Annotated in this window: 22 protein-coding genes; 14 read left to right on the top strand and 8 right to left on the bottom strand. The window is 52.7% G+C overall.

Features of this window, described 5'->3' with window-relative positions; translation table 11 throughout:
- Nucleotides 1–144: 144 nt before the first annotated feature.
- The 6 genes from hupB to bolA all read right to left on the bottom strand — a co-directional run bounded on the left by hupB (nucleotide 145) and on the right by bolA (nucleotide 7,483).
- A complete protein-coding gene (gene hupB / locus ACMGGS_RS12770; RefSeq protein ID WP_002444653.1) occupies nucleotides 145–417 on the bottom strand; it encodes a nucleoid-associated protein HU-beta in 273 nt (90 codons plus the stop codon).
- 210 nt (nucleotides 418–627) lie between these two features.
- Complete coding sequence (gene lon, locus ACMGGS_RS12765) at nucleotides 628–2,982, bottom strand: endopeptidase La (RefSeq protein ID WP_414162971.1); 2,355 nt, start codon at nucleotides 2,980–2,982, stop codon at nucleotides 628–630.
- Nucleotides 2,983–3,163: 181 nt separating this feature from the next.
- A complete protein-coding gene (gene clpX / locus ACMGGS_RS12760; protein ID WP_176916771.1) occupies nucleotides 3,164–4,438 on the bottom strand; it encodes an ATP-dependent protease ATP-binding subunit ClpX in 1,275 nt (424 codons plus the stop codon).
- A 129-nt stretch (nucleotides 4,439–4,567) separates the two neighbouring features.
- Entirely contained in the window at nucleotides 4,568–5,191 is a 624-nt protein-coding gene (gene clpP / locus ACMGGS_RS12755) for an ATP-dependent Clp endopeptidase proteolytic subunit ClpP (RefSeq protein WP_414162970.1), read from the bottom strand.
- Nucleotides 5,192–5,523: 332 nt separating this feature from the next.
- The gene (gene tig, locus ACMGGS_RS12750; RefSeq protein WP_414162969.1) at nucleotides 5,524–6,822 is read right to left on the bottom strand and encodes a trigger factor; all 1,299 of its coding nucleotides are present in this window, start codon (nucleotides 6,820–6,822) and stop codon (nucleotides 5,524–5,526) included.
- Between the two features lie 343 nt (nucleotides 6,823–7,165).
- Nucleotides 7,166–7,483, bottom strand: coding sequence for a transcriptional regulator BolA (bolA, locus tag ACMGGS_RS12745; RefSeq protein WP_414162968.1), 318 nt, complete (start codon nucleotides 7,481–7,483; stop codon nucleotides 7,166–7,168).
- Between the two features lie 304 nt (nucleotides 7,484–7,787).
- Between bolA and ACMGGS_RS12740 the strand changes: the two genes are divergently transcribed.
- From ACMGGS_RS12740 to ACMGGS_RS12695, 10 genes are all read left to right on the top strand, one after another.
- The gene (locus ACMGGS_RS12740; RefSeq protein WP_194205247.1) at nucleotides 7,788–8,366 is read left to right on the top strand and encodes a lipoprotein; all 579 of its coding nucleotides are present in this window, start codon (nucleotides 7,788–7,790) and stop codon (nucleotides 8,364–8,366) included.
- 44 nt (nucleotides 8,367–8,410) lie between these two features.
- Entirely contained in the window at nucleotides 8,411–9,892 is a 1,482-nt protein-coding gene (gene ampG, locus ACMGGS_RS12735) for a muropeptide MFS transporter AmpG (RefSeq protein ID WP_414166266.1), read from the top strand.
- A 470-nt stretch (nucleotides 9,893–10,362) separates the two neighbouring features.
- On the top strand, nucleotides 10,363–11,310 hold the full coding sequence (gene cyoA / locus ACMGGS_RS12730; protein WP_414162967.1) for a cytochrome o ubiquinol oxidase subunit II: 948 nt from the start codon (nucleotides 10,363–10,365) through the stop codon (nucleotides 11,308–11,310).
- A 19-nt stretch (nucleotides 11,311–11,329) separates the two neighbouring features.
- Nucleotides 11,330–13,312, top strand: coding sequence for a cytochrome o ubiquinol oxidase subunit I (cyoB, locus tag ACMGGS_RS12725; protein ID WP_414162966.1), 1,983 nt, complete (start codon nucleotides 11,330–11,332; stop codon nucleotides 13,310–13,312).
- Complete coding sequence (locus tag ACMGGS_RS12720; RefSeq protein ID WP_176916779.1) at nucleotides 13,312–13,926, top strand: cytochrome o ubiquinol oxidase subunit III; 615 nt, start codon at nucleotides 13,312–13,314, stop codon at nucleotides 13,924–13,926. The genes cyoB and ACMGGS_RS12720 overlap by 1 nt, the downstream gene beginning before the upstream one ends.
- Nucleotides 13,926–14,255 carry a cytochrome o ubiquinol oxidase subunit IV gene (locus ACMGGS_RS12715; RefSeq protein WP_176916780.1) on the top strand — a complete coding sequence of 110 codons (330 nt, stop codon included), beginning with the start codon at nucleotides 13,926–13,928 and terminating at the stop codon, nucleotides 14,253–14,255. The genes ACMGGS_RS12720 and ACMGGS_RS12715 overlap by 1 nt, the downstream gene beginning before the upstream one ends.
- Before the next feature lie 11 nt (nucleotides 14,256–14,266).
- Nucleotides 14,267–15,154 carry a heme o synthase gene (gene cyoE / locus ACMGGS_RS12710; RefSeq protein WP_103674909.1) on the top strand — a complete coding sequence of 296 codons (888 nt, stop codon included), beginning with the start codon at nucleotides 14,267–14,269 and terminating at the stop codon, nucleotides 15,152–15,154.
- 184 nt (nucleotides 15,155–15,338) lie between these two features.
- Nucleotides 15,339–15,650 (top strand): DUF1778 domain-containing protein, encoded by a 312-nt coding sequence (locus tag ACMGGS_RS12705; protein ID WP_414162965.1) that lies wholly within the window; start codon nucleotides 15,339–15,341, stop codon nucleotides 15,648–15,650.
- Complete coding sequence (locus ACMGGS_RS12700; RefSeq protein WP_414162964.1) at nucleotides 15,634–16,176, top strand: GNAT family N-acetyltransferase; 543 nt, start codon at nucleotides 15,634–15,636, stop codon at nucleotides 16,174–16,176. The genes ACMGGS_RS12705 and ACMGGS_RS12700 overlap by 17 nt, the downstream gene beginning before the upstream one ends.
- Before the next feature lie 134 nt (nucleotides 16,177–16,310).
- Complete coding sequence (locus ACMGGS_RS12695; RefSeq protein ID WP_414162963.1) at nucleotides 16,311–17,675, top strand: MFS transporter; 1,365 nt, start codon at nucleotides 16,311–16,313, stop codon at nucleotides 17,673–17,675.
- A 37-nt stretch (nucleotides 17,676–17,712) separates the two neighbouring features.
- On the opposite strand, the gene ACMGGS_RS12690 is transcribed toward ACMGGS_RS12695, so the two are convergent.
- Nucleotides 17,713–18,204 carry a YajQ family cyclic di-GMP-binding protein gene (locus tag ACMGGS_RS12690; protein WP_103674902.1) on the bottom strand — a complete coding sequence of 164 codons (492 nt, stop codon included), beginning with the start codon at nucleotides 18,202–18,204 and terminating at the stop codon, nucleotides 17,713–17,715.
- Between the two features lie 124 nt (nucleotides 18,205–18,328).
- Here ACMGGS_RS12690 and panE point away from each other — a divergent pair, with 124 nt between their 5' ends.
- Together panE and yajL are read left to right on the top strand one after the other, a co-directional pair.
- Nucleotides 18,329–19,240, top strand: a complete 912-nt coding sequence (gene panE, locus ACMGGS_RS12685; RefSeq protein WP_414162962.1) for a 2-dehydropantoate 2-reductase — start codon at nucleotides 18,329–18,331, stop codon at nucleotides 19,238–19,240.
- On the top strand, nucleotides 19,203–19,793 hold the full coding sequence (gene yajL, locus ACMGGS_RS12680) for a protein deglycase YajL (RefSeq protein WP_414162961.1): 591 nt from the start codon (nucleotides 19,203–19,205) through the stop codon (nucleotides 19,791–19,793). The genes panE and yajL overlap by 38 nt, the downstream gene beginning before the upstream one ends.
- Nucleotides 19,794–19,854: 61 nt before the next feature.
- Here the strand turns inward: yajL and thiI are convergent, their stop codons facing one another.
- Nucleotides 19,855–21,303 carry a tRNA uracil 4-sulfurtransferase ThiI gene (gene thiI, locus ACMGGS_RS12675; protein ID WP_414162960.1) on the bottom strand — a complete coding sequence of 483 codons (1,449 nt, stop codon included), beginning with the start codon at nucleotides 21,301–21,303 and terminating at the stop codon, nucleotides 19,855–19,857.
- Between the two features lie 208 nt (nucleotides 21,304–21,511).
- Here thiI and xseB point away from each other — a divergent pair, with 208 nt between their 5' ends.
- Together xseB and ispA are read left to right on the top strand one after the other, a co-directional pair.
- Complete coding sequence (gene xseB / locus ACMGGS_RS12670) at nucleotides 21,512–21,754, top strand: exodeoxyribonuclease VII small subunit (protein WP_414162959.1); 243 nt, start codon at nucleotides 21,512–21,514, stop codon at nucleotides 21,752–21,754.
- Complete coding sequence (ispA, locus tag ACMGGS_RS12665) at nucleotides 21,755–22,654, top strand: (2E,6E)-farnesyl diphosphate synthase (RefSeq protein ID WP_414162958.1); 900 nt, start codon at nucleotides 21,755–21,757, stop codon at nucleotides 22,652–22,654.
- The last annotated feature ends 10 nt before the right edge of the window (nucleotides 22,655–22,664 follow it).

Below are 22,664 nucleotides of genomic sequence, written 5' to 3'. Positions count from 1 at the left end.
GCACGAACCCTGCGCGTAAGGGGGTATTGTGACAAGAAAACGGGGCGGTTGTCAGCAGCAAAAGCAGAAATCCCTCATCACAAATAAAAAAGGCACATCAAATGATGCGCCCTCATACTGTGTCACATCCCTTACGGGAGACGATCAGTTAACTGCGTCTTTCAGTGCTTTACCCGCACGAAAACCCGGGACTTTAGCGGCAGCGATGGTGATCTCTTTACCTGTTTGCGGGTTGCGACCAGTACGGGCAGCACGCTCTTTCACAGCAAAAGTACCAAAACCCACCAGTGCAACGTCATCTCCGGCCTGCAGAGATTCAGTAACAGAAGCAATTAGAGCATCTAACGCACGTCCAGCCGCAGCTTTAGAGATATCAGCCCCTGCAGCAATTTTATCTATCAGTTGAGATTTATTCACTGTTCTCTTCCTCTCTTTATAATTTATATCGTACATGAATCCTTCAAAGTACGACCGCGCAGCAGTTATAACAGGACTGACATGCCCTTACAACACTCGTTACCTATGGCATGTCCGCCCAGCAATCTAAATTAGCTATACAAAAAAAGGCTGGCAAGTCCGAAATGGCCTGCCAGCCCTATTTTTATTAGCGCTCTTTGCGCAAGGTCACTATTTTGCGCTTACGACCTGCATTCCCGACGGTTCATTTTGCAATGCGAGACTCAGAACTTCCTCAATCCGCTTCACAGGATGAATCTCCAGGTCGGCAATCACGTTGTCCGGGATCTCTTCCAGATCGCGTTTATTCTCGTAAGGAATAAGAACTGTTTTGATCCCGCCGCGATGTGCTGCCAGCAGTTTCTCTTTCAGCCCGCCGATCGGCAGGACCAGACCACGCAGCGTAATTTCACCGGTCATAGCGACATCGGCGCGTACCGGGTTGCCGGTTAGGCAAGACACCAGCGCGGTACACATAGCGATACCGGCGCTCGGACCGTCCTTCGGCGTCGCCCCTTCCGGAACGTGCACGTGAATATCCCGTTTTTCGTGGAAGTCGCCGTTGATGCCCAGCTTCTCCGCACGCGCACGGACCACGGTCAGCGCAGCCTGGATGGATTCCTGCATGACTTCGCCCAGCGAGCCGGTGTAAGTCAGTTTTCCTTTACCAGGTACACAGGCGGTCTCAATGGTCAGCAGATCGCCGCCCACTTCGGTCCACGCCAGACCGGTTACCTGACCTACGCGGTTTTCGTTATCCGCACGGCCGTAGTCAAAGCGTTGTACGCCAAGGAAATCTTTCAGGTTATCGCCCGTGATTTCGATGTGTTTGAGCGTTTTGTCGAGCAGCAGTTGTTTCACCGCTTTACGGCACAGTTTGGAGATTTCACGCTCAAGGTTACGCACGCCAGCTTCGCGGGTGTAATAACGGATGATGCCGGTGATCGCGCTATCATCAACGGTAATCTCACTTCTTTTCAGCGCGTTACGCTCAATTTGCTTCGGCAACAGGTGCTGTTTAGCAATGTTCAGCTTTTCATCTTCGGTATAACCAGACAGACGGATCACTTCCATACGATCCAGCAGCGGAGCCGGAATATTCATGGAGTTAGAGGTCGCCACGAACATGACATCGCTGAGATCGTAATCTACTTCCAGATAGTGATCGCTAAACGCCACATTCTGCTCAGGATCCAGTACCTCAAGCAGCGCAGAGGCCGGATCGCCGCGCATGTCGGAGGACATTTTGTCGATCTCATCAAGCAGGAACAGCGGGTTCTTGACCCCGACTTTCGCCATTTTCTGAATCAGCTTGCCCGGCATCGAACCGATATAGGTACGACGGTGACCGCGAATTTCCGCTTCGTCACGCACGCCGCCCAGCGCCATACGGATGTATTTACGCCCGGTGGCTCTGGCAATGGACTGCCCCAGCGAGGTTTTACCCACCCCTGGCGGCCCCACCAGACACAGGATCGGCCCTTTCAGCTTGTTCATCCGGCTTTGTACCGCGAGGTACTCAAGGATACGGTCTTTGACGCGCTCCAGGCCGTAATGGTCGGTATCAAGGATTTCCTGCGCCTGACGCAGGTCTTTTTTGACCTTGCTACGCGCGTTCCACGGCACCTGCACCATCCAGTCGATATAACCGCGAACCACGGTCGCTTCGGCTGACATCGGCGACATCATCTTCAGCTTTTGCAGTTCAGCTTCGGTTTTTTCTTTTGCCTCTTTCGGCATTTTCGCGGCATCGATTTTACGTTTCAGCGCTTCGTTTTCGTCTGGGGCATCATCCATCTCGCCGAGTTCTTTCTGAATGGCTTTCATTTGCTCATTCAGATAATACTCACGCTGCGATTTTTCCATCTGCTTTTTGACACGGTTGCGAATACGTTTCTCAACCTGAAGCAGATCGATTTCGGACTCCATCATCGCCATCAGATATTCAAGACGCTCGTTGATGTCGGCCATCTCAAGTACGGATTGTTTGTCTGCCAGTTTTAATGGCATATGCGCGGCGATGGTGTCCGCCAGGCGCGCCGGATCGTCAATACTGTTTAACGAGGTCAGCACTTCCGGAGGGATTTTTTTATTCAGTTTGATATAGCCTTCAAACTGACCAATCGCGGTGCGTACCAGCACTTCCTGCTCGCGCTCGTCCATCGCTGGCGACTCCAGATACTCCGCTTTCGCAGAGAAATGTTCGCCATCGTCAGACAACGCGCTAATACGCGCACGCTGCAACCCTTCTACCAGCACTTTTACGGTGCCGTCAGGGAGTTTCAGCATCTGCAAAATAGAGGCCACGGTCCCGACGGTGAAAAGATCGTTTACACCCGGCTCATCCGTTGACGCTTCTTTCTGCGCCACCAGCATGATTTTTTTGTCATGATCCATAGCGGCTTCAAGGCAACGGATAGATTTTTCCCGCCCTACAAATAAGGGTATGACCATGTGCGGATAAACCACCACATCGCGCAACGGCAATACGGGGATTTCAATGCGTTCAGAACGCTCAGGATTCATAGAGCTCTCTCTTAGTTTAGTGTCCGCCAGGTAAACAGATAGCACTGTACTTCATGCATCTTTAACATGTGATTCAGTATATGGGGATGATTCCCATACATTCAACGCTATGTTTAAAGGAAAAATAAAAGGGGAGATAAAATCCCCCCTTTTTGATTAACTGATTGTATGAACTGGCTAATTATTCGCCAGATGCCTGCTGTGCTTCCGAGGTGCCGTAGATCAGCAGCGGTTTAGTTTGCTCGGTGATGACCGACTCGTCGATGACCACTTTTTCGACTTCTTCCTGGGACGGAAGGTCGTACATGGTATCCAGCAGCGCGGCTTCAACGATGGAACGCAGACCACGGGCGCCGGTTTTACGCGCCATCGCTTTTTTGGCGATCGCATCCAGCGCCTCGTCGCGGAATTCGAGTTCCACGCCTTCCAGATTAAACAGCGCCTGGTATTGCTTGGTCAGGGCGTTTTTCGGCTCTTTCAGGATCTGAATCAGCGCTTCTTCGCTCAGTTCGCTCAGGGTGGCAACCACCGGCAGACGACCGATGAACTCAGGGATCAGACCAAATTTGATCAAATCTTCCGGCTCCACCTGGGCCAGCAATTCGCCTTCGCTCGCTTTATCAGACAGCGCTTTTACCGTGGCACCAAAACCAATGCCGGAACCGGTTTCTACGCGGTGAGCAATGACTTTATCCAGACCGGCAAAGGCACCACCACAGATAAACAGGATCTTAGAGGTATCAACCTGCAAAAATTCCTGCTGCGGATGTTTACGTCCGCCCTGCGGCGGAACGGCTGCTACCGTACCTTCGATCAGTTTCAGCAGTGCCTGCTGTACCCCTTCCCCCGACACGTCGCGGGTGATAGACGGGTTATCAGACTTACGGGAGATTTTATCAATCTCATCAATATAGACGATACCGCGCTGGGCTTTCTGTACGTCGTAATCGCACTTCTGCAGCAGTTTCTGAATAATGTTTTCGACGTCTTCACCCACATAACCCGCTTCGGTCAGGGTGGTAGCATCGGCCATGGTGAACGGAACGTCCAGCAGACGCGCCAGCGTTTCTGCCAGCAGGGTTTTACCGGAGCCTGTCGGGCCAATCAGCAAAATGTTACTTTTGCCCAGCTCAACGCCGTTGCTGGTATCGCCATTGCGCAGGCGCTTGTAGTGGTTATAAACCGCAACCGCCAGGACTTTTTTCGCCTGCTCCTGACCGATAACATAGTCGTCCAGATGATGACGGATTTCGTGCGGCGACGGCAGTGCGCTACGTTCGCGGTGCGGTGCCACTTCTTTGATCTCTTCGCGAATGATGTCATTACATAAGTCGACACATTCGTCGCAGATATACACGGACGGTCCGGCAATCAGTTTACGCACTTCATGCTGGCTTTTGCCGCAAAAAGAGCAGTACAACAGTTTGCCCGATCCATCTTTGCGTTTATCTGTCATGAGTAAAAACCTCTTTTTAAGTTCTTTGTGCCGCACATCACGACGCAAATGCCATTCTTAAGCGCAAGCCGCTTCGCAAGCGTTGTGCCGCCATACCTATAGTATAGCGGCACACTTACTGCCTGGGCATCAATTACGTTGGGTCAGGATAGAGTCTACCAGACCATATTCTACGGATTCTGTAGCTGACAGGAAACGATCGCGCTCAGTGTCGCGTTCGATCTGCTCAAGAGATTGACCCGTGTGCTGTGCCATAAGTTCATTCATACGACCTTTCACTTTCAGGATCTCGCGGGCATGAATTTCGATATCCGTCGCCTGCCCCTGATAGCCGCCCAGCGGCTGATGGATCATCACGCGTGAGTTAGGCAGGCAGAAACGCTTGCCTTTCGCCCCTGCGGTCAGCAGGAAAGCGCCCATTGAGGCGGCCTGTCCCATACAGATGGTGCTGACGTCCGGCTTGATGAACTGCATGGTGTCATAGATTGACATCCCGGCAGTGATTACCCCACCTGGTGAGTTAATGTACAGATAAATATCTTTTTCCGGGTTTTCCGCTTCCAGAAAGAGCATCTGCGCCACAATCAGGTTAGCCATATGGTCTTCGACCTGGCCGGTCATGAAAATGACGCGTTCCTTGAGCAGACGGGAGTAAATATCAAAAGAACGCTCACCACGTGAGGTCTGCTCAATGACCATGGGCACCAGAGCCATGTGCGGTGCAAAATTGTCTCGTTCGCCACTGTATGACATTTCCGTCTCCTGGATAATAATTGAAAAAAGCGCTGTACTGATGGTTACCACGTAGACGGATTATACACTTCTTCATCCTTCAGGCTGCCCTTCGTTGGCCGCCTCTTACTAAACGCATTAACGCTATTTCGGTATATCAGTCAGAAACTTTACGACCGTCTCCCCGTTATGGGTACGACATCACTCTATTTCAAGCATAACAATCTTTTGCTGTTACGCTAACACTGAAATAGCGTTTTGGCACTCTTTCAGAGCATTAACGGCAGCAAAAAAAACCCGCCACCGGAAGGTGACGGGTTTTTGTACAAACATCGAACAAAAGACGCTGTAAATTACGCCTGCTGGTTCATCAGTTCGCTAAAGTTGGTGGCTTTTTCAGTCACGTTGGCTTTTGCCAGAACGGTTTCCACAGCCTGCTCTTCCAGAGCAACATTACGCATGTTGTCCATCAGTTCTTTGTTTTTGCTGTAGAATTCGATCACTTCTGACGGATCTTCGTAGGCTGAAGCCATCTCTTCGATCAGACCTTTAACGCGGTCTTCGTCAGCTTTCAGCTCGTTGGTACGAATCACTTCGCCCAGCAGTAAGCCAACAACCACGCGACGTTTAGCCTGCTCTTCGAACAGTTCACGTGGCAGTTCCAGCGCCTGTTTTTCGTTACCGCCGAAGCGCTGTGCAGCCTGGCGGCGCAGCACGTCGATTTCGCTGTCAATCAGGGCAGAAGGAACATCGATTTCGTTCGCTTTAACCAGACCTTCGATAGCCTGCGTTTTAACACGGTTACGTACCGCGCCTTTCAGCTCGCGTTCCATGTTTTTGCGTACTTCAGCACGCAGACCGTCGATAGAACCATCTTCAACGCCGAAACGTTTGATGAATTCTTCGGTCAGTTCCGGCAGCTCACGCTGTTCAACTTTTTTCAGGTTGATAACGAATTTAGCCGCTTTACCTTTCAGGTTTTCTGCGTGGTATTCTTCCGGGAAGGTCACGTCGATGGTGAACTCTTCACCGGCTTTGTGGCCCTTGATACCGTCTTCGAAGCCTGGGATCATACGACCCTGGCCCAGCGCCAGTACGAAATCAGAAGCTTTGCCGCCTTCGAACTCTTCGCCGTCTACAGAACCGGTAAAGTCGATAGTAACGCGATCGTCTTCTTCCACTGCGCCGTCTTTATCAGACCAGGTCGCCTGCTGCTTACGCAGGGTGTCGAGCATGGTATCAACGTCAGCGTCGGTCACTTCAACAACCGGTTTTTCTACGTCGATAGTTTCCAGACCTTTCAGCTCAACTTCCGGGTAAACTTCAAACTCTACGGAGTAGGTGAAGTCTTCGCCCAGTTTGTATTCGCCCGGAACATAGTTCGGCGCACCCGCCGGATTAATTTTTTCCTGGATGATCGCATCAACAAAGTTGCGGCTCATCAGATCGCCCAGAACGTCCTGGCGAACAGAAGCACCGTAACGCTGAGCAACAACGGTCATCGGTACTTTACCCTTACGGAAGCCGTCAATACGTACTTTCTTCGCGACGTTGACCAGCTCGCTTTTTACAGCGGTCTCGATGCTGTCAGCAGCGATTGTAATAGTCAGGCGGCGGCCAAGGCCCTGAGTGGTTTCAACTGAAACTTGCATCTTGTTACCTCAAAAAATCACAGTGCTCGGTCAACTCTACCTGGAAACGTGTCTGTGTTTCACAGTACCGGGATGTTCTCTCTAATCAGAAACCCATTCCCTGCGTCAGAATCATCCCGAAGACATTCCGAAAAATAAGACGCAGCATTATAGCGGCATCACTTTTATGAGTCGAGAACGGTTATTGCGCGTGCGGCTGCACTTTTCACAATTCACGGCTAATTTTGTCTGAACGCTGTACATTTTGCGCAAAATTCAGACAAAACAAAACGGCCCGCAGGCCGTTTTCACATAATCTGTAGCAACATACTGGAAAAGTTCTTATTGATGCAACCAGGATTGCCTATGCGATGCTGCCAGCGCCCCGACACGGAGGCGAAGCGAAAATCGTATCCTGTAATCCTTCCCACTCTTTATGCGTGTAGGTATGCAACGCCAGAGCGTGCACAGTGGAAGCCAGTTCGCTGCTCAGGGTGCTGTAAATCATCCGATGGCGGCTAAGAAAACGTTCGCCGGTAAAACAATCGCTGACCAGAACCACTTTAAAATGGCTTTCTGAACCAGCCGGTACGTTGTGGCGGTAGCTTTCATCCACAACTTCGAGGAATACGGGGTCAAACGCTGCCCTTAATTTATCTTCGATTTGTTCGCGTATCATCATGAATTTACTCCTCCGACAACGTTGAGATGTCGCCCATCCCTTTAAATCGTAGCCGCTTTTACCGTTTCCATTACATTTAGACAACAAAAATTTAGCTTTCAACTGATTTTATCTGCCAGACGAGTAAAGTTAACGGCCTGATGCCCCTGATTTGCCACAGATATCCTCCCTTAAGATGTCAACAGGTCAGAAAACGGACAACATGGTGAATTTACCTGCGCCAGGCACTTCCCCTAATTGTTAGCGATGTTATGATGGCGGGAATTTTCTTCTAATAAGTACACATTGCGCTGAGAACCCGAAAATGTTTAAAAAATTACTCTTTCCGTTAATGGCTATGTTTATGCTGGCTGGCTGTGCCACGCCCCCCACGACCATTGATGTTTCACCAAAAATCACCCTGCCACAGCAGGATCCGAGCCTGATGGGCGTAACGGTGAGCATTAACGGCGCGGATCAGCGTCCGGATCAGGCGCTGGCGAAGGTCACCCGCGACAACCAGCAGGTTACTCTGACTGCCTCCCGCGATCTGCGTTTCCTGTTGCAGGAAGTGCTGGAGAAACAGATGTCTGCGCGCGGCTATATGATCGGACCAAACGGTGCGGTGGATCTGCAGATTATTGTTAATCAGCTGTATGCCGACGTTTCACAGGGTAACGTGCGTTACAACATTGCCACCAAAGCGGATATCGCGATTATCGCCACCGCAGCGAACGGCAGTAAAATGACCAAAAACTACCGCGCTAATTACTCTATTGAAGGTGCGTTCCAGGCATCGAACCAGAACATCGCCAATGCGGTTAACAACGTCCTGACGGATACCATCGCCGATATGGCGCAGGACACCAGCATTCACGACTTCATCAAACAGAACGCGCATTAATTCTGTTTACTGACCCGGCGCAGGCCGGGTCAGTGCTTATCATTATGTCCAGCCACTATTTGCAACGCTTTCGGCAGCCTAAATCTGCCATTCTGCTGATCCTGGGTTTTGCCTCAGGCTTACCGCTCGCGCTCACCTCCGGCACGCTTCAGGCGTGGATGACCGTCGAAAATATCGATCTTAAAACCATCGGCTTCTTTTCGCTGGTCGGTCAGGCGTATGTCTTTAAATTTCTGTGGTCGCCGCTGATGGATCGCTATACGCCGCCGCTGTTTGGCCGCCGACGCGGCTGGCTGCTGGCAACCCAGCTCCTTTTGCTGCTGTCGATTGCCGGAATGGGCTTTCTCGACCCCGGCAGCCAGCTACGCTGGATGGCGGCGCTGGCGGTGGTGATCGCCTTCTGTTCGGCATCGCAGGATATCGTTTTTGATGCGTGGAAAACGGACGTGTTGCCCGCCGAAGAACGCGGTTCCGGAGCGGCGATTAGCGTCCTGGGCTACCGTCTTGGGATGCTGGTTTCCGGTGGACTGGCGTTATGGCTGGCGGACCGCTGGCTCGGCTGGCAGGGAATGTACTGGTTGATGGCGGCGCTGCTCATTCCGTGCATTATCGCCACGCTTCTGGCTCCGGAACCCGCAGACACCATCCCGGTGCCCAAAACGCTGGAGCAGGCCGTTGCGGCTCCACTGCGTGATTTTTTCGGTCGTAACAATGCCTGGCTTATTCTGCTGCTGATCGTGCTCTATAAACTCGGCGATGCCTTTGCCATGAGTTTAACCACCACCTTTTTGATCCGCGGCGTGGGCTTTGATGCCGGTGACGTCGGCGTGGTGAATAAAACCCTGGGACTGCTGGCCACCATTATCGGCGCGCTATACGGCGGCATACTGATGCAGCGCCTGTCTCTGTTTCGCGCTCTGCTGATTTTTGGCGTTCTGCAAGGGGCGTCAAACGCCGGTTACTGGCTGCTGTCGGTGACGGATAAAAACATGATCAGTATGGGTGCGGCAGTATTCTTTGAGAATCTGTGCGGCGGAATGGGGACGGCGGCGTTTGTCGCATTACTGATGACGCTGTGTAACCGTTCCTTCTCCGCCACCCAGTTTGCCCTGCTGTCTGCGCTTTCAGCCGTGGGACGCGTGTATGTTGGTCCGATTGCCGGCTGGTTTGTCGAAGCGCACGGCTGGTCTGTGTTCTACCTGTTCAGCGTGGTCGCTGCCGTACCGGGATTAATGCTGCTGCTGGTGTGCCGGCAGACGCTGGAATATACCCGGCAACATGCCGGCTTCCTGCCGCGTACCCGCTTCCCCCGCGCCTATCGCCTGGCGCTACGGCTGCTGATGCTGGGTTGCCTGGTACTTGGACTGTGGCTGATAGTCGTCATCATTAACGCGACTGGCGCAATCAACCTTCGCTTTGCGCCACTGCTGCTGGAGGCCGGGGCGCTAATCGCCATAGCCGGTATCGTATGCGGCGCGATGCTGGATTACCTCGCCTTGCGCCAGGTGGCGGGCGCACACAGATAAGAAAATGTTATTTGCCGTTGTAATCACCGCAGGTAATTATAACGGCGACCCCTCATTTTTTATTTTTTTAAAATATTTGTTGTTTTGTGCGTTATAGAATTCTGGAAATTATTAGCAATTTTCCAAAAAAATATTTCTTCCTAAACCGATTCAGCTGCTAGCAATTTAATTTTCATGTCGGCAAATGTCTTTTATTTGATATGCATTTGTTAATTATTTGTATATTTTAAGCAATGGTTATACCAATTGCCCTGCCCACCCTTCTTTTGCGTCCGGTTTCGTTATAACACCCGCGCCACGCCTGCACTGGTTGAAAAATAGACATAATGCGCAACATGTGTGACATAGACGGCAGAAGACAGTAACACTTAACTGACACTGCTCCATTCATGTTTACAGTAATGTAACCTTCCCTTAAAATGACCATACTCTTTAAACGCCACCAGATCCCGTGGAATTGAGGTCGTTACATGAGACTCAGGAAATACAATAAAAGTTTGGGATGGTTGTCATTATTCGCAGGCGCTTTTTTACTCAGTGGCTGTGATTCTGCACTCCTTGACCCCAAAGGACAGATTGGACTGGAGCAACGCTCACTGATACTGACGGCTTTTGGCCTGATGATGATTGTCGTTATTCCCGCCATCTTGATGGCTGTAGGTTTTGCCTGGAAGTACCGAGCGAGCAATAAAGATGCGAAGTATAGCCCCAACTGGTCACACTCCAATAAAGTGGAAGCTGTGGTCTGGACGGTGCCGATTTTGATCATCCTGTTCCTTGCCGTACTGACATGGAAAACCACGCACTCGCTTGAACCCAGCAAGCCGCTGGCTCACGACGAGAAACCCATCACCATCGAAGTAGTTTCGATGGACTGGAAATGGTTCTTCATCTATCCGGAACAGGGCATTGCTACCGTCAACGAAATCGCCTTCCCGGCGAATACGCCGGTCGCGTTCAAAGTGACCTCTAACTCCGTGATGAACTCGTTCTTTATCCCGCGTCTGGGCAGCCAGATTTATGCGATGGCAGGTATGCAGACCAACCTGCACCTGATCGCTAATGAAGCGGGCACATATGACGGTATCTCCGCCAGCTATAGCGGTCCAGGTTTCTCTGGCATGAAGTTCAAAGCTATCGCGACACCGGACCGTGCGGCATTCGATCAGTGGGTAGCGAAGGCGAAACAGTCTCCGAACGCCATGAGCGATATGGCGACGTTCGATAAGCTCGCTGCGCCCAGCGAATATAACAAAGTGGAGTACTTCTCCAGCGTGAAACCTGATTTGTTTAAAGATGTTGTTAACAAATTTATGGGCCACGGGAAGAGCATGGACATGACCCAACCGGAAGGCGAGCACGCTTCGCACGACGGTATGGAAGGCATGGACATGAGCCACGCGGAATCCTCTCACTAAGGGGCCGAGGAAGAAAACGATGTTCGGAAAACTTACACTGGATGCAGTGCCGTACCATGAACCCATTATCATGGTTACGATCGCCGCCATTATCGTCGGGGGTCTGGCGGTATTAGCGGCGATCACTTACTTCGGTAAGTGGTCCTGGTTATGGAAAGAGTGGCTCACGTCTGTGGACCACAAACGACTTGGTATCATGTATGTCATCGTAGCGATTGTTATGCTGCTGCGTGGCTTTGCGGATGCCATCATGATGCGTAGCCAGCAGGCGCTGGCCTCGGCGGGCGAAGCAGGCTTCCTTCCGCCTCACCACTACGATCAAGTCTTCACCGCCCACGGCGTGATCATGATCTTCTTCGTGGCGATGCCGTTCGTTATCGGTCTGATGAACCTGGTGGTTCCGCTACAGATCGGCGCGCGTGATGTTGCGTTCCCGTTCCTGAACAACCTGAGCTTCTGGTTCACGGTGGTTGGGGTGATTCTGGTGAACCTGTCGCTGGGCCTGGGCGAATTCGCGCAGACCGGCTGGCTGGCATATCCGCCACTCTCGGGAATAGAGTACAGTCCAAGCGTGGGGGTCGATTACTGGATCTGGAGCCTGCAGCTCTCAGGTATCGGGACGACGCTGACCGGGATTAACTTCTTCGTCACCATCCTGCGCATGCGTGCGCCAGGCATGACGATGTTCAAAATGCCGGTATTCACCTGGGCGTCGCTGTGTGCGAACATCCTGATTATCGTCTCGTTCCCGATCCTGACCGTCACCGTCGCGTTGCTGACCCTTGACCGCTATATCGGTACCCATTTCTTTACCAACGATATGGGCGGCAACATGATGATGTACATCAACCTGATCTGGGCCTGGGGCCATCCGGAAGTGTACATTCTGGTTCTGCCGGTGTTCGGGGTATTCTCCGAAATCGCTGCAACCTTCTCGCGTAAACGTCTGTTCGGCTACACCTCACTGGTGTGGGCAACCGTCTGTATTACCATTCTGTCGTTCATCGTCTGGCTGCACCACTTCTTCACCATGGGTGCGGGCGCGAACGTAAACGCCTTCTTTGGTATTACGACCATGATTATCGCCATCCCGACCGGGGTGAAGATCTTCAACTGGCTGTTCACCATGTATCAGGGCCGTATCCAGTTCAATACCGCGATGATGTGGACCATCGGCTTTATCGTCACCTTCTCGGTGGGCGGTATGACCGGCGTTCTGCTGGCGGTGCCGGGCGCGGACTTTGTTCTGCATAACAGCCTGTTCCTGATCGCCCACTTCCATAACGTGATTATCGGTGGTGTGGTATTTGGTTGCTTCGCCGGTCTGACCTACTGGTGGCCGAAAGCCTTTGGTTTCACCCTGAACGAAACCTGGGGTAAACGCGCGTTCTGGTTCTGGATTATCGGTTTCTTCGTGGCCTTTATGCCGCTGTACGTGCTGGGCTTCATGGGGATGACCCGTCGTCTGAGCCAGCAGATCGATCCACAGTTCCACTCAATGCTGATGATTGCCGCAGGCGGCGCAGCACTGATTGCCTGCGGTATCCTCTGCCAACTGACGCAGTTCTACGTTTCTATCCGCGACCGCGATTTGAACCGCGACCTGACGGGCGATCCGTGGGGTGGCCGTACCCTGGAGTGGTCTACCTCCTCTCCGCCGCCGTTCTATAACTTTGCCGTAGTGCCGCACGTTCATGAGCGTGATGCCTTCTGGGAAATGAAAGACAAAGGCGACGCGTACCAAAAGCCGCAGCACTATGAAGAGATTCATATGCCGAAAAACACGGGCGCGGGCATCATTATTGCTGCTTTCACCACGCTGTTTGGTTTCGCTATGATCTGGCATATCTGGTGGCTGGCTATCGCAAGCTTCGCAGGCATGATCATCACCTGGATTGTGAAAAGCTTTGACGAAGACGTGGATTATTACGTGCCGGTAGCGGAAGTCGAAAAACTGGAAAACCAGCATTTCGATGAAATCACTAAGGCAGGGCTGAAATAATGGCAACGAGCACTTTTAATCAAACCACAGCCCATGCGCATGACCATGGGCACCACGATGCAGGATCGAACAAAGTGTTCGGTTTCTGGATCTACCTGATGAGCGACTGCATTCTGTTCTCATGCCTGTTCGCGACCTATGCGGTGCTGGTTAACGGCACCGCGGGCGGCCCGACCGGCAAGGACATTTTTGAACTGCCGTTCGTACTGGTAGAGACCTTTCTGCTGCTGTTCAGCTCCATCACCTACGGCATGGCGGCTATCGCCATGCACAAAAACAACAAAAGCCAGGTCATCACCTGGCTTGCCCTCACCTTCCTGTTTGGTGCCGGGTTCGTGGGAATGGAAATCTATGAATTCCATCACCTGATTGCTGAAGGTTTTGGTCCTGATCGCAGCGGCTTCCTGTCGGCGTTCTTTGCGCTGGTAGGGACTCACGGTCTGCACGTGACCTCTGGTCTGGTATGGATGGCGATCCTGATGATTCAGGTTTCCCGTCGCGGCCTGACCAGCACGAACCGCACGCGTATTATGTGCCTGAGCCTGTTCTGGCACTTCCTCGACGTGGTGTGGATCTGTGTGTTCTCTGTAGTTTATCTGATGGGGGCGATGTAATGAGTCATTCAACCGATCACAACGGCGCGTCCCACGGTAGCGTAAAAACCTACATGACCGGTTTTATCCTGTCGATCATCCTGACGGTGATCCCGTTCTGGCTGGTAATGACAGGAGCGATATCGCACGGCGCTATTCTCGGGACCATTCTGGTTACCGCGGTGGTACAGATTCTGGTGCATCTGGTCTGCTTCCTGCACATGAACACCTCTTCTGAGGAGCGCTGGAACCTGACAGCCTTTGTCTTTACCGTGATTATCATCGCTATCCTGGTAGTGGGTTCGATCTGGATTATGTGGAACCTCAACTACAACATGATGCTTCACTAAGAGCGGCGAGTATGTTTAAGCAATACCTGCAAGTAACAAAACCAGGCATCATTTTTGGCAACCTGATCTCGGTGATAGGCGGATTCCTGCTGGCCTCAAAGGGCAGCATCAACTACCCGCTATTCATCTATACGCTGCTTGGCGTATCTCTGGTGGTCGCCTCTGGTTGTGTTTTCAACAACTATATCGACCGCGACATCGATCGTAAGATGGAGCGGACGAAAAACCGGGTGCTGGTCAAGGGGCTGATCTCGCCAAAAGTCTCGCTGGTGTATGCCACCTTGTTGGGTATTGCTGGCTTTATGCTGCTGTGGTTCGGTGCCAACCCGCTGGCCTGCTGGCTGGGGGTGATGGGTTTCGTGGTGTATGTGGGCGTTTATAGCCTGTATATGAAGCGTCACTCGGTCTACGGCACGCTGATTGGCTCTCTCTCCGGCGCTGCGCCGCCGGTGATTGGCTACTGCGCGGTCGCGAATCAGTTCGACAGCGGTGCGGCAATCCTGTTGGCTATTTTCAGCCTGTGGCAGATGCCCCACTCTTACGCCATTGCGATTTTCCGCTTTAAGGATTATCAGGCGGCGAACATTCCGGTCCTGCCGGTCGTGAAAGGCATTTCAGTGGCGAAAAACCATATTACGCTGTATATCATCGCCTTTGCCGTGGCAACGCTGATGCTGACGCTGGGCGGCTACGCCGGATATAAATATCTGATCGTCGCCGCTGCGGTAAGCGTCTGGTGGCTCGGCATGGCGCTGCGCGGTTATAAAGTGGAAGATGATAAGGTCTGGGCGCGCAAGCTGTTCGGCTTTTCCATCATCGCCATTACCGCGCTGAGCGTGATGATGTCCGTGGACTTTATGGTGCCGGATTCACACAGTTTGCTGGCTTACGTCTGGTAAGGTTTGATGAATGTGAAAAAACCCGCTACGGCGGGTTTTTTATTGCCTGTTATCAGCATACGGTTATTAACCGTATCTGTTGACGAATAACTTTTTTGCACGTAGGTTAATCACACGGCTAATAGCCGTACCATGTATGAAATTCATTGTCAGAATTTCGTACAGCTAATCTAAGAGGTCAATCATGCCTGGTAAAACCGCCACCCAACCCAACGTCGAGAAAGCGCTAAAAAATGCGCGAGTTGAACTTAAAACCAGCTCCGACGCAAAAATCAGACTTCGCGAAGCTGCCGAAGCCGTCGGGCTGGATTTAAGCGCCTTTATTCTGAGCGCCGCCATGGAACGCGCTGAAAGCGTGCTGGATAACCAGCGCCGCCGCGAGCTTTCAAATCAAAGCTGGGAACTGATGAACCAACTCATCGCAGAACCTGCTCAGCCGACGCTCGCCCTTAAGGCGTTAATAAGAAGGAAAAAGAGCGATGGTCAATCAGCCTGAAGAAAGCGCCCTCCCCCAGGTGCTCTCCTGTAATTATCAATCCGATATTACCTACCCTGGGCAAAAACACTTCGATTGCGGTAATCCCATTATCGATAAGTTTGTCCGGGCATCGTTAAAGAAAAGCGTACGTAACAGCGACTGTGCCGCGAAAGCACTTATTGACAAAAACAGCGGTGAGCTTATCGGCGTCTACACTTTTACCGCCTACTCGCTGGAAAAACAGCGCGTCTCCGGCGTACTACCAGGCTCCCAGCCTTCAGAAATTGGCGTAGTGAGACTGGTAATGCTCGGTGTCGCACGCAAATATCAAAATCAGGGCTATGGTCAGGATCTGCTTTGTGACTTTTTCGAGCACGTTAAGATCATCCATCAGGCGCTGCCGATTAAAGGGGTTTATCTCGACGCTGACCCGGCGGCCATTAATTTTTACTCGCGTCTGGGTTTCGTTCAGCTTTCAGCCACACCTAATGCCTTTGAGGCTATGCCAATGTTTTTGGCGATTCAGCATATTCTTGCTGCGTAGGCGTTTTGCCGGATGGTGCCAGCCTTTTCTATACCGCACGAATGATTAACTCATGTAATATTTACTAATTAACACCTTGTTTACCCTGCCTGCGCTCCGCACTACACTATGGGGTGATTAATAACGAGGTGGGAATGAACGATTACAAAATGACGCCAGGCGAATTGCGCGCCACCTGGGGTTTAGGGACCGTATTTTCTTTGCGTATGCTCGGCATGTTTATGGTCCTGCCGGTTCTGACCACTTATGGCATGGCCCTCCAGGGCGCAAGCGAGGCTCTGATTGGTCTTGCGATTGGCATCTACGGGCTGGCGCAGGCCGTCTTCCAGATCCCTTTTGGTTTGCTCTCCGACCGTATCGGCCGTAAACCGCTGATCGTTGGCGGGCTGGCGATTTTTATCGTCGGCAGTATTATTGCCGCACTCTCCAGTTCCATCTGGGGCATTATTCTTGGGCGCGCGCTCCAGGGGTCCGGTGCGATTGCTGCCGCGGTGATGGCGCTGCTTTCCGATTTAACCCGTGAGCAAAACCGTACCAAAGCGATGGCGTTTATTGGCGTCAGCTTTGGCATCACCTTTGCGATTGCCATGGTTCTGGGACCGGTGATCACCCATAAGCTCGGGCTGAACGCGCTGTTCTGGATGATTGCCATCCTCGCCTCGGTCGGTATTGCCCTGACGTTATGGGTGGTGCCCAACAGCACCAGTCACGTGCTGAACCGCGAGTCCGGAATGGTAAAGGGCTGCTTTAGCAAAGTGCTGATGGAGCCGGGACTGCTGAAGCTTAATTTCGGCATTATGTGCCTGCATATTCTGCTGATGTCGACCTTTGTCGCCCTCCCCGGCCAGATGGAGGAAGCGGGTTTTCCGGCGGCAGAACACTGGAAGGTTTACCTGGTCACCATGCTGATCTCGTTCGTGTCCGTGGTGCCGTTTATTATTTATGCTGAAGTAAAACGGCGGATGAAGCGGGTATTCCTGGTGTGCGTCGCGGTCCTGCTGATTGCCGAAATTGTGCTGTGGGGCGCGGGTCCGCACTTCTGGGAACTGATCGCTGGCGTTCAGTTGTTCTTTCTGGCATTTAATTTGATGGAAGCACTGCTGCCGTCGCTGATCAGCAAAGAGTCTCCGGCGGGCTATAAAGGCACGGCAATGGGCGTCTACTCCACCAGCCAGTTTATCGGCGTGGCGATTGGCGGCTCGCTGGGCGGCTGGGTCGATGGCTTTTTTGACTCGCAGACCGTGTTTCTCGCCGGCGCGTTACTGGCGACGCTCTGGCTGCTGGTCGCCAGCACCATGAAAGAGCCGCCGTATGTCAGCAGCCTGCGGGTGGAAATTCCGCCGGAGGTCGCGGCTGATGAAACGTTGAAGGAACGTTTGCTGGCGAAAGAAGGTGTTAGCGAAGTGCTGGTCGTGAAAGAAGAACATTCAGCGTACGTCAAAATCGACAGCAAAGTGACGAACCGCTTTGAGATTGAAATGGCAATAAAACCGGTATAAAAACGTCAGGGCGATATTACGCGCCCTGACGACAGCATTAATCGCGGAAATTCTTAAACTGGAACGGCTGCCCCAGATCGCCGCCGCGCACCAGCGCCATCACCGACTGCAAATCGTCGCGGGATTTTCCGGTAATGCGGATCTCTTCGCCCTGGATCTGCGCCTGCACTTTCAGCTTGCTGTCTTTAATCAGCTTGACGATTTTCTTCTGAATCGCGCTTTCAATGCCCTGCTTCAGCTTCGCTTCAACGAACCAGGTTTTGCCGCTGTGAACGAACGTTTCCGGCACGTCCAGCGACGTCCCTTCAATGCCGCGTTTGAGCAGCTTGGCGCGCAAAATATCCAGAAGCTGATTAACCTGGAAATCAGATTCGCTCAGTACCTTGATTGTCTTATTTGCATCGTTCAGCTCAAATGTGGCTTCAACGTTGCGAAAATCAAAGCGTGACTCAACTTCGCGGCTGGCGTTATCTACCGCGTTACGTGCTTCCTGAAGATCAACTTCAGAGACAATATCGAAAGATGGCATCTTTTCCTCTCCCTTCGTTTCTTTTGCGATGCATAATACCCGCCACACGGCATAACTCAACTTGTTCTGTCCAGAAGCATAGCTGAAAACGCTATACTGGACGTATTGCAGGTGAGGAGGATGAATGAAAATTACCGTACTCGGATGCGGTGCACTGGGACAATTATGGCTAACCGCGCTGCATAAACGCGGGCATGATGTACAGGGCTGGCTACGGGTGCCGCAACCGTATTGCAGCGTTAATCTGGTTGAGCTGGATGGCTCTATCTTTAACAAATCCCTGATAGCCAACGATCCCGACTTTCTGGCGCAGAGCGATTTACTGCTGGTCACGCTTAAAGCCTGGCAAGTTTCTGACGCCGTGCGAACGCTGGCAGCGATCCTTCCTGAAACGTCCCCTATTCTGCTCATCCATAATGGGATGGGTGCCGTAGATGAGCTGCGTAACCTGAAACAGCCGCTGTTAGTCTCTGCGACCACCCACGCGGCGCGGCATGATGGCAACGTGATTGTTCACGTGGCGAGTGGGATCACTCATATTGGCCCGGCTCGCAGCTACCCGAAGGATTACAGCACGCTGGCAGATATCCTGCAAAAGGTCCTCCCCGACGTCGCCTGGCACAACAATATCCATTCAGCCCTCTGGGGGAAACTGGCGGTTAATTGCGTCATCAACCCGATTACTGCGCTATGGAACTGCCGCAACGGTGAACTGCGTGGTCATCCAGAATTAATTGAATCTCTGTGCCAGGAGATAGCAGCCGTGATGGAACGCGAAGGATTCCATACTTCGCTGGAAAATCTGCTTTACTATGTTTATCAGGTCATTGATAGCACAGCGGATAATATCTCTTCCATGTTGCAGGATATCCGCAGCCAGCGTCATACCGAGATTGACTATATTACCGGCTACCTGCTTAAGCGCGCTCGCGCGCATGGGATCGCCGTTCCGGAAAATACCCGCCTGTTTGAACAGGTGAAACGAAAGGAGAGTGAATATGAGCGCAGCAGCACTGATATGCCTCGCCCCTGGTAGTGAAGAAATCGAAGCTGTCACCACCATCGACCTGCTGGTTCGCGGCGGTATTAACGTCACGGTTGCCAGCGTCGCCAGCGATGGCAACCTGACTATCACCTGTTCACGCGGCGTGAAAATCCTCGCCGATGCGCCGCTGGTCGAAGTGGCCGACGGCGACTTCGACATGATTATCCTGCCCGGCGGCAATAAAGGCGCGGAGTGTTTCCGCGACAGTCCGCTGCTGGTCGAAACCGTGAAGCAGTTCCACCGCTCCGGTCGCATCGTCGCCGCTATTTGCGCGGCTGCCGCCACGGTGCTGGTGCCGCACGATATTTTCCCTGGCGCGAATATGACCGGTTTTCCGGCGCTCAAAGATAAGATCCCCGAAGCACAGTGGCAGGACAGACGCGTAGTGTGGGATGCGCGCGTGAAGCTGTTAACCAGCCAGGGACCGGGAACCTCGATTGATTTCGGCCTGAAGATTATCGATCTGCTGGTCGGGCGTGAAAAAGCGCATGAAGTGGCATCGCAGCTGGTGATGGCGGCGGGGATTTACAATTACTATGAGTAAAACGTGCCCGGCGGCAGATGCCTGCCGGGCGGTAACGCTGCGAGATAACACAGCGTAAGTATTAAGGCCGATACACCTTCACATTCTTAAATCCCTGCTCGCGCAAATAGAGCGCCTGCAAACGGCTCATCACGCCGCGCTCGCACCACAGCAGCCAGGTTTTATTCTGATCGAGATCGCCGAATTTGGTGCTCAGCTTGTAGAACGGCAGTGTCACCACGTCGATGCCTTCCACTTTCAGCGGCTTATCGTCCTGCTCATCGACAGAGCGGATGTCAAGGATCACGTCATTCGGACCAAAGCCGCTGACGGTTTCGACTTCCACCACCTCCTGCTCCGTCTGGGCCGCGATGTCGCGAATGTCGACGTTGCTGGCTTCTTCAACCACGCGGTCGAGGATGCTGAAATCAAAGTGCGCTTCTTCGGCCTCGATCTTCTCTTTTACCGCTTTCACGGTAGGGCTTTTCGAGATCACGCCGCAGTATTCCGGCATGGTGCGGGCAAAATCTTCCGTACCAATCTCGCGCGCCAGATCGATGATGTGCTCTTTGTCATGTGAAATCAGCGGACGCAGGATCAGAGTATCGGAAACGTTGTCGATCAGGCGCAGGTTAGTCAGCGTCTGGCTGGACACCTGGCCCAGCGCTTCACCGGTCACCAGCGCCTGAACGCCGTAACGCTCCGCCACTTTCGAGGCGGCACGGATCATCATGCGCTTAAGGACCACGCCCATTTGGCCGTCATCCACTTTTTCGAGGATCTCGCCGACCACCGGCTCGAAGTTGATTGCCACAAAACGCACGCGATGCGAACTGCCGAAGCGGTTCCACAAATAGTGCGCCACCTGACGAACGCCAATTTCATGCGCCGCGCCGCCCAGATTGAAGAAGCAGTAGTGGACGCGACAGCCGCGACGCATCAGCATGTAGCTGGAGACGCCGGAGTCAAAGCCGCCGGAGATCAGCGACATCACGTCTTCCTGAGTACCAATCGGATAACCGCCAATCCCTTCTACGCGGTTGTTCACCAGCAACAGACGGTCGTTTTCAATTTCGAGATTAACCGTGACGTCTGGCTTCGTCAGCTTCACGCGGGCGGATTCAATATGCTGATTCAGTCCGCCGCCGACATAGCGTTCGACCTCAATGGAGCTAAACTCATGGGTGCCACGACGCTTAACGCGCACACAGAAGGTTTTGCCTTCCAGTCGCTCGCGATACAGCGCCAGTGCTTTTTCAAAGATGTCATGTACCGAGGTAAAAGGAACATCCTCAACCTCCAGAACATGATGGATACCCGGAATGCGGGTTAGCGCGTCGCGAATAACGGGACGCAGATTTTCGTCTTTAGCACGAACTTCGATATGATCCCAGTGGCGAATGATGGCAAGATCGTCTTTATGGGATTTAAGAACGTTACGAATGTTACCGGTTAAAATTTTAGTAAAGCGCAAACGCACAGATTGGCTTTTGATAGTGATTTCCGGGAACAATTTAATGATAAACTTCATGGCGGCAATGGTTCTTTGGCAAGTCTAAAGCGACTTGTAGTGGGAATAGTACAGCAGCCCATACCTGCGGCTGCATCCAGGTGCGCAAGTATACCACCATCGCGGTCATTCTGTGCATCTGCCCTCACCATTGCGCGTTATTTGCTAATCACTCCGGGTCCGTTACCATAGCCCCTGAGCTGAAACTACTGAGAGTCAGACATTTACTATGCCTAAGAAAAACGATGCACCTGCCAGTTTTGAAAATGCGCTAAGCGAACTGGAGCAAATTGTCACTCGTCTGGAAAGCGGAGACCTGCCGCTGGAGCAGGCGCTAAACGAATTCGAACAGGGCGTGCAGCTGGCGCGTCAGGGGCAGAAAAAACTGCAGCAGGCCGAGCAACGGGTGCAGATCCTGCTGGCAGATAATGAAGAGGCCCCGCTTACCCCCTTCACGCCGGACACCGAGTAAATGGACTTTAGCCAACAACTGCACGTTTGTGTTGAGCGGGCGAACGGCGCGCTGCGTCGGTTTATTGAGCCGCAGCCATTTCAGAACACTCCGCTAGTGGAGGCGATGCACTATGGTGCATTGTTAGGCGGCAAACGCCTGCGCCCTTTTTTGGTTTATGCCACTGGCGAGATGTTCGGCGTCAGTTCGCAGACGCTGGACGCGCCCGCAGCGGCCATTGAATGTATTCACGCCTATTCGCTGATCCATGATGATCTCCCGGCCATGGACGATGACGATCTGCGCCGTGGTCAGCCTACCTGCCATATTAAATTTGGTGAAGCGAGCGCGATCCTGGCTGGTGATGCGTTGCAGACGCTGGCCTTCTCGATCCTCAGTAGCGCCCCCATGCCGGACGTTGCCGACCGTGACCGCCTGGCGATGGTCGCAGAACTGGCGCAGGCCAGTGGCGTCGCAGGGATGTGCGGCGGACAGGCGCTGGATCTGGAAGCGGAAGGACAGCATGTTGATCTGACGGCGCTCGAACGTATCCATCGCCATAAAACCGGGGCGCTGATCCGCGCAGCAGTCAGGCTGGGTGCGCTGAGCGCTGGCGATAAAGGACGTGACGCACTGCCCATTCTTGACACATATGCGGAATCTATCGGTCTGGCCTTCCAGGTTCAGGATGACATTCTCGATGTGGTGGGCGATACTGCAACCCTGGGTAAACGTCAGGGTGCCGATCAGCAGCTTGGCAAAAGTACCTACCCCGCACTTTTAGGCCTTGAGCAAGCTCGCGATAAAGCCCGGGATCTGATTGACGATGCCCGCCAGTCACTCAGTCAACTGGCCGCACAGTCTCTCGACACCTCAGCACTGGAAGCACTGGCGAATTATATAATCCAGCGTGATAAATAAACAAACACCG

Origin of the sequence: Superficieibacter sp. BNK-5, from assembly GCF_047456055.1 — a bacterium.
Classification (GTDB): domain Bacteria; phylum Pseudomonadota; class Gammaproteobacteria; order Enterobacterales; family Enterobacteriaceae; genus Superficieibacter.
The sequence above is the reverse complement of the archived record's forward strand: the minus strand, read 5'-3'. Positions and strand labels throughout refer to the sequence as shown.

What these genes read in the sequence shown, in the direction of transcription:
- xseB (WP_414162959.1), top strand. Translation starts at nt 21,512, where the DNA reads ATGCCTAAGAAAAACGATGCACCTGCCAGTTTTGAAAATGCGCTAAGC.
- ACMGGS_RS12700 (WP_414162964.1), top strand. Translation starts at nt 15,634, where the DNA reads ATGGTCAATCAGCCTGAAGAAAGCGCCCTCCCCCAGGTGCTCTCCTGT.
- cyoA (WP_414162967.1), top strand. Translation starts at nt 10,363, where the DNA reads ATGAGACTCAGGAAATACAATAAAAGTTTGGGATGGTTGTCATTATTC.
- ampG (WP_414166266.1), top strand. Translation starts at nt 8,411, where the DNA reads ATGTCCAGCCACTATTTGCAACGCTTTCGGCAGCCTAAATCTGCCATT.
- ACMGGS_RS12715 (WP_176916780.1), top strand. Translation starts at nt 13,926, where the DNA reads ATGAGTCATTCAACCGATCACAACGGCGCGTCCCACGGTAGCGTAAAA.
- ACMGGS_RS12740 (WP_194205247.1), top strand. Translation starts at nt 7,788, where the DNA reads ATGTTTAAAAAATTACTCTTTCCGTTAATGGCTATGTTTATGCTGGCT.
- tig (WP_414162969.1), bottom strand. Translation starts at nt 6,822, where the DNA reads ATGCAAGTTTCAGTTGAAACCACTCAGGGCCTTGGCCGCCGCCTGACT.
- panE (WP_414162962.1), top strand. Translation starts at nt 18,329, where the DNA reads ATGAAAATTACCGTACTCGGATGCGGTGCACTGGGACAATTATGGCTA.
- ACMGGS_RS12695 (WP_414162963.1), top strand. Translation starts at nt 16,311, where the DNA reads ATGAACGATTACAAAATGACGCCAGGCGAATTGCGCGCCACCTGGGGT.
- bolA (WP_414162968.1), bottom strand. Translation starts at nt 7,483, where the DNA reads ATGATGATACGCGAACAAATCGAAGATAAATTAAGGGCAGCGTTTGAC.
- lon (WP_414162971.1), bottom strand. Translation starts at nt 2,982, where the DNA reads ATGAATCCTGAGCGTTCTGAACGCATTGAAATCCCCGTATTGCCGTTG.
- clpP (WP_414162970.1), bottom strand. Translation starts at nt 5,191, where the DNA reads ATGTCATACAGTGGCGAACGAGACAATTTTGCACCGCACATGGCTCTG.
- yajL (WP_414162961.1), top strand. Translation starts at nt 19,203, where the DNA reads ATGAGCGCAGCAGCACTGATATGCCTCGCCCCTGGTAGTGAAGAAATC.
- thiI (WP_414162960.1), bottom strand. Translation starts at nt 21,303, where the DNA reads ATGAAGTTTATCATTAAATTGTTCCCGGAAATCACTATCAAAAGCCAA.
- ACMGGS_RS12690 (WP_103674902.1), bottom strand. Translation starts at nt 18,204, where the DNA reads ATGCCATCTTTCGATATTGTCTCTGAAGTTGATCTTCAGGAAGCACGT.
- ispA (WP_414162958.1), top strand. Translation starts at nt 21,755, where the DNA reads ATGGACTTTAGCCAACAACTGCACGTTTGTGTTGAGCGGGCGAACGGC.
- cyoE (WP_103674909.1), top strand. Translation starts at nt 14,267, where the DNA reads ATGTTTAAGCAATACCTGCAAGTAACAAAACCAGGCATCATTTTTGGC.
- ACMGGS_RS12705 (WP_414162965.1), top strand. Translation starts at nt 15,339, where the DNA reads ATGCCTGGTAAAACCGCCACCCAACCCAACGTCGAGAAAGCGCTAAAA.
- clpX (WP_176916771.1), bottom strand. Translation starts at nt 4,438, where the DNA reads ATGACAGATAAACGCAAAGATGGATCGGGCAAACTGTTGTACTGCTCT.
- cyoB (WP_414162966.1), top strand. Translation starts at nt 11,330, where the DNA reads ATGTTCGGAAAACTTACACTGGATGCAGTGCCGTACCATGAACCCATT.
- ACMGGS_RS12720 (WP_176916779.1), top strand. Translation starts at nt 13,312, where the DNA reads ATGGCAACGAGCACTTTTAATCAAACCACAGCCCATGCGCATGACCAT.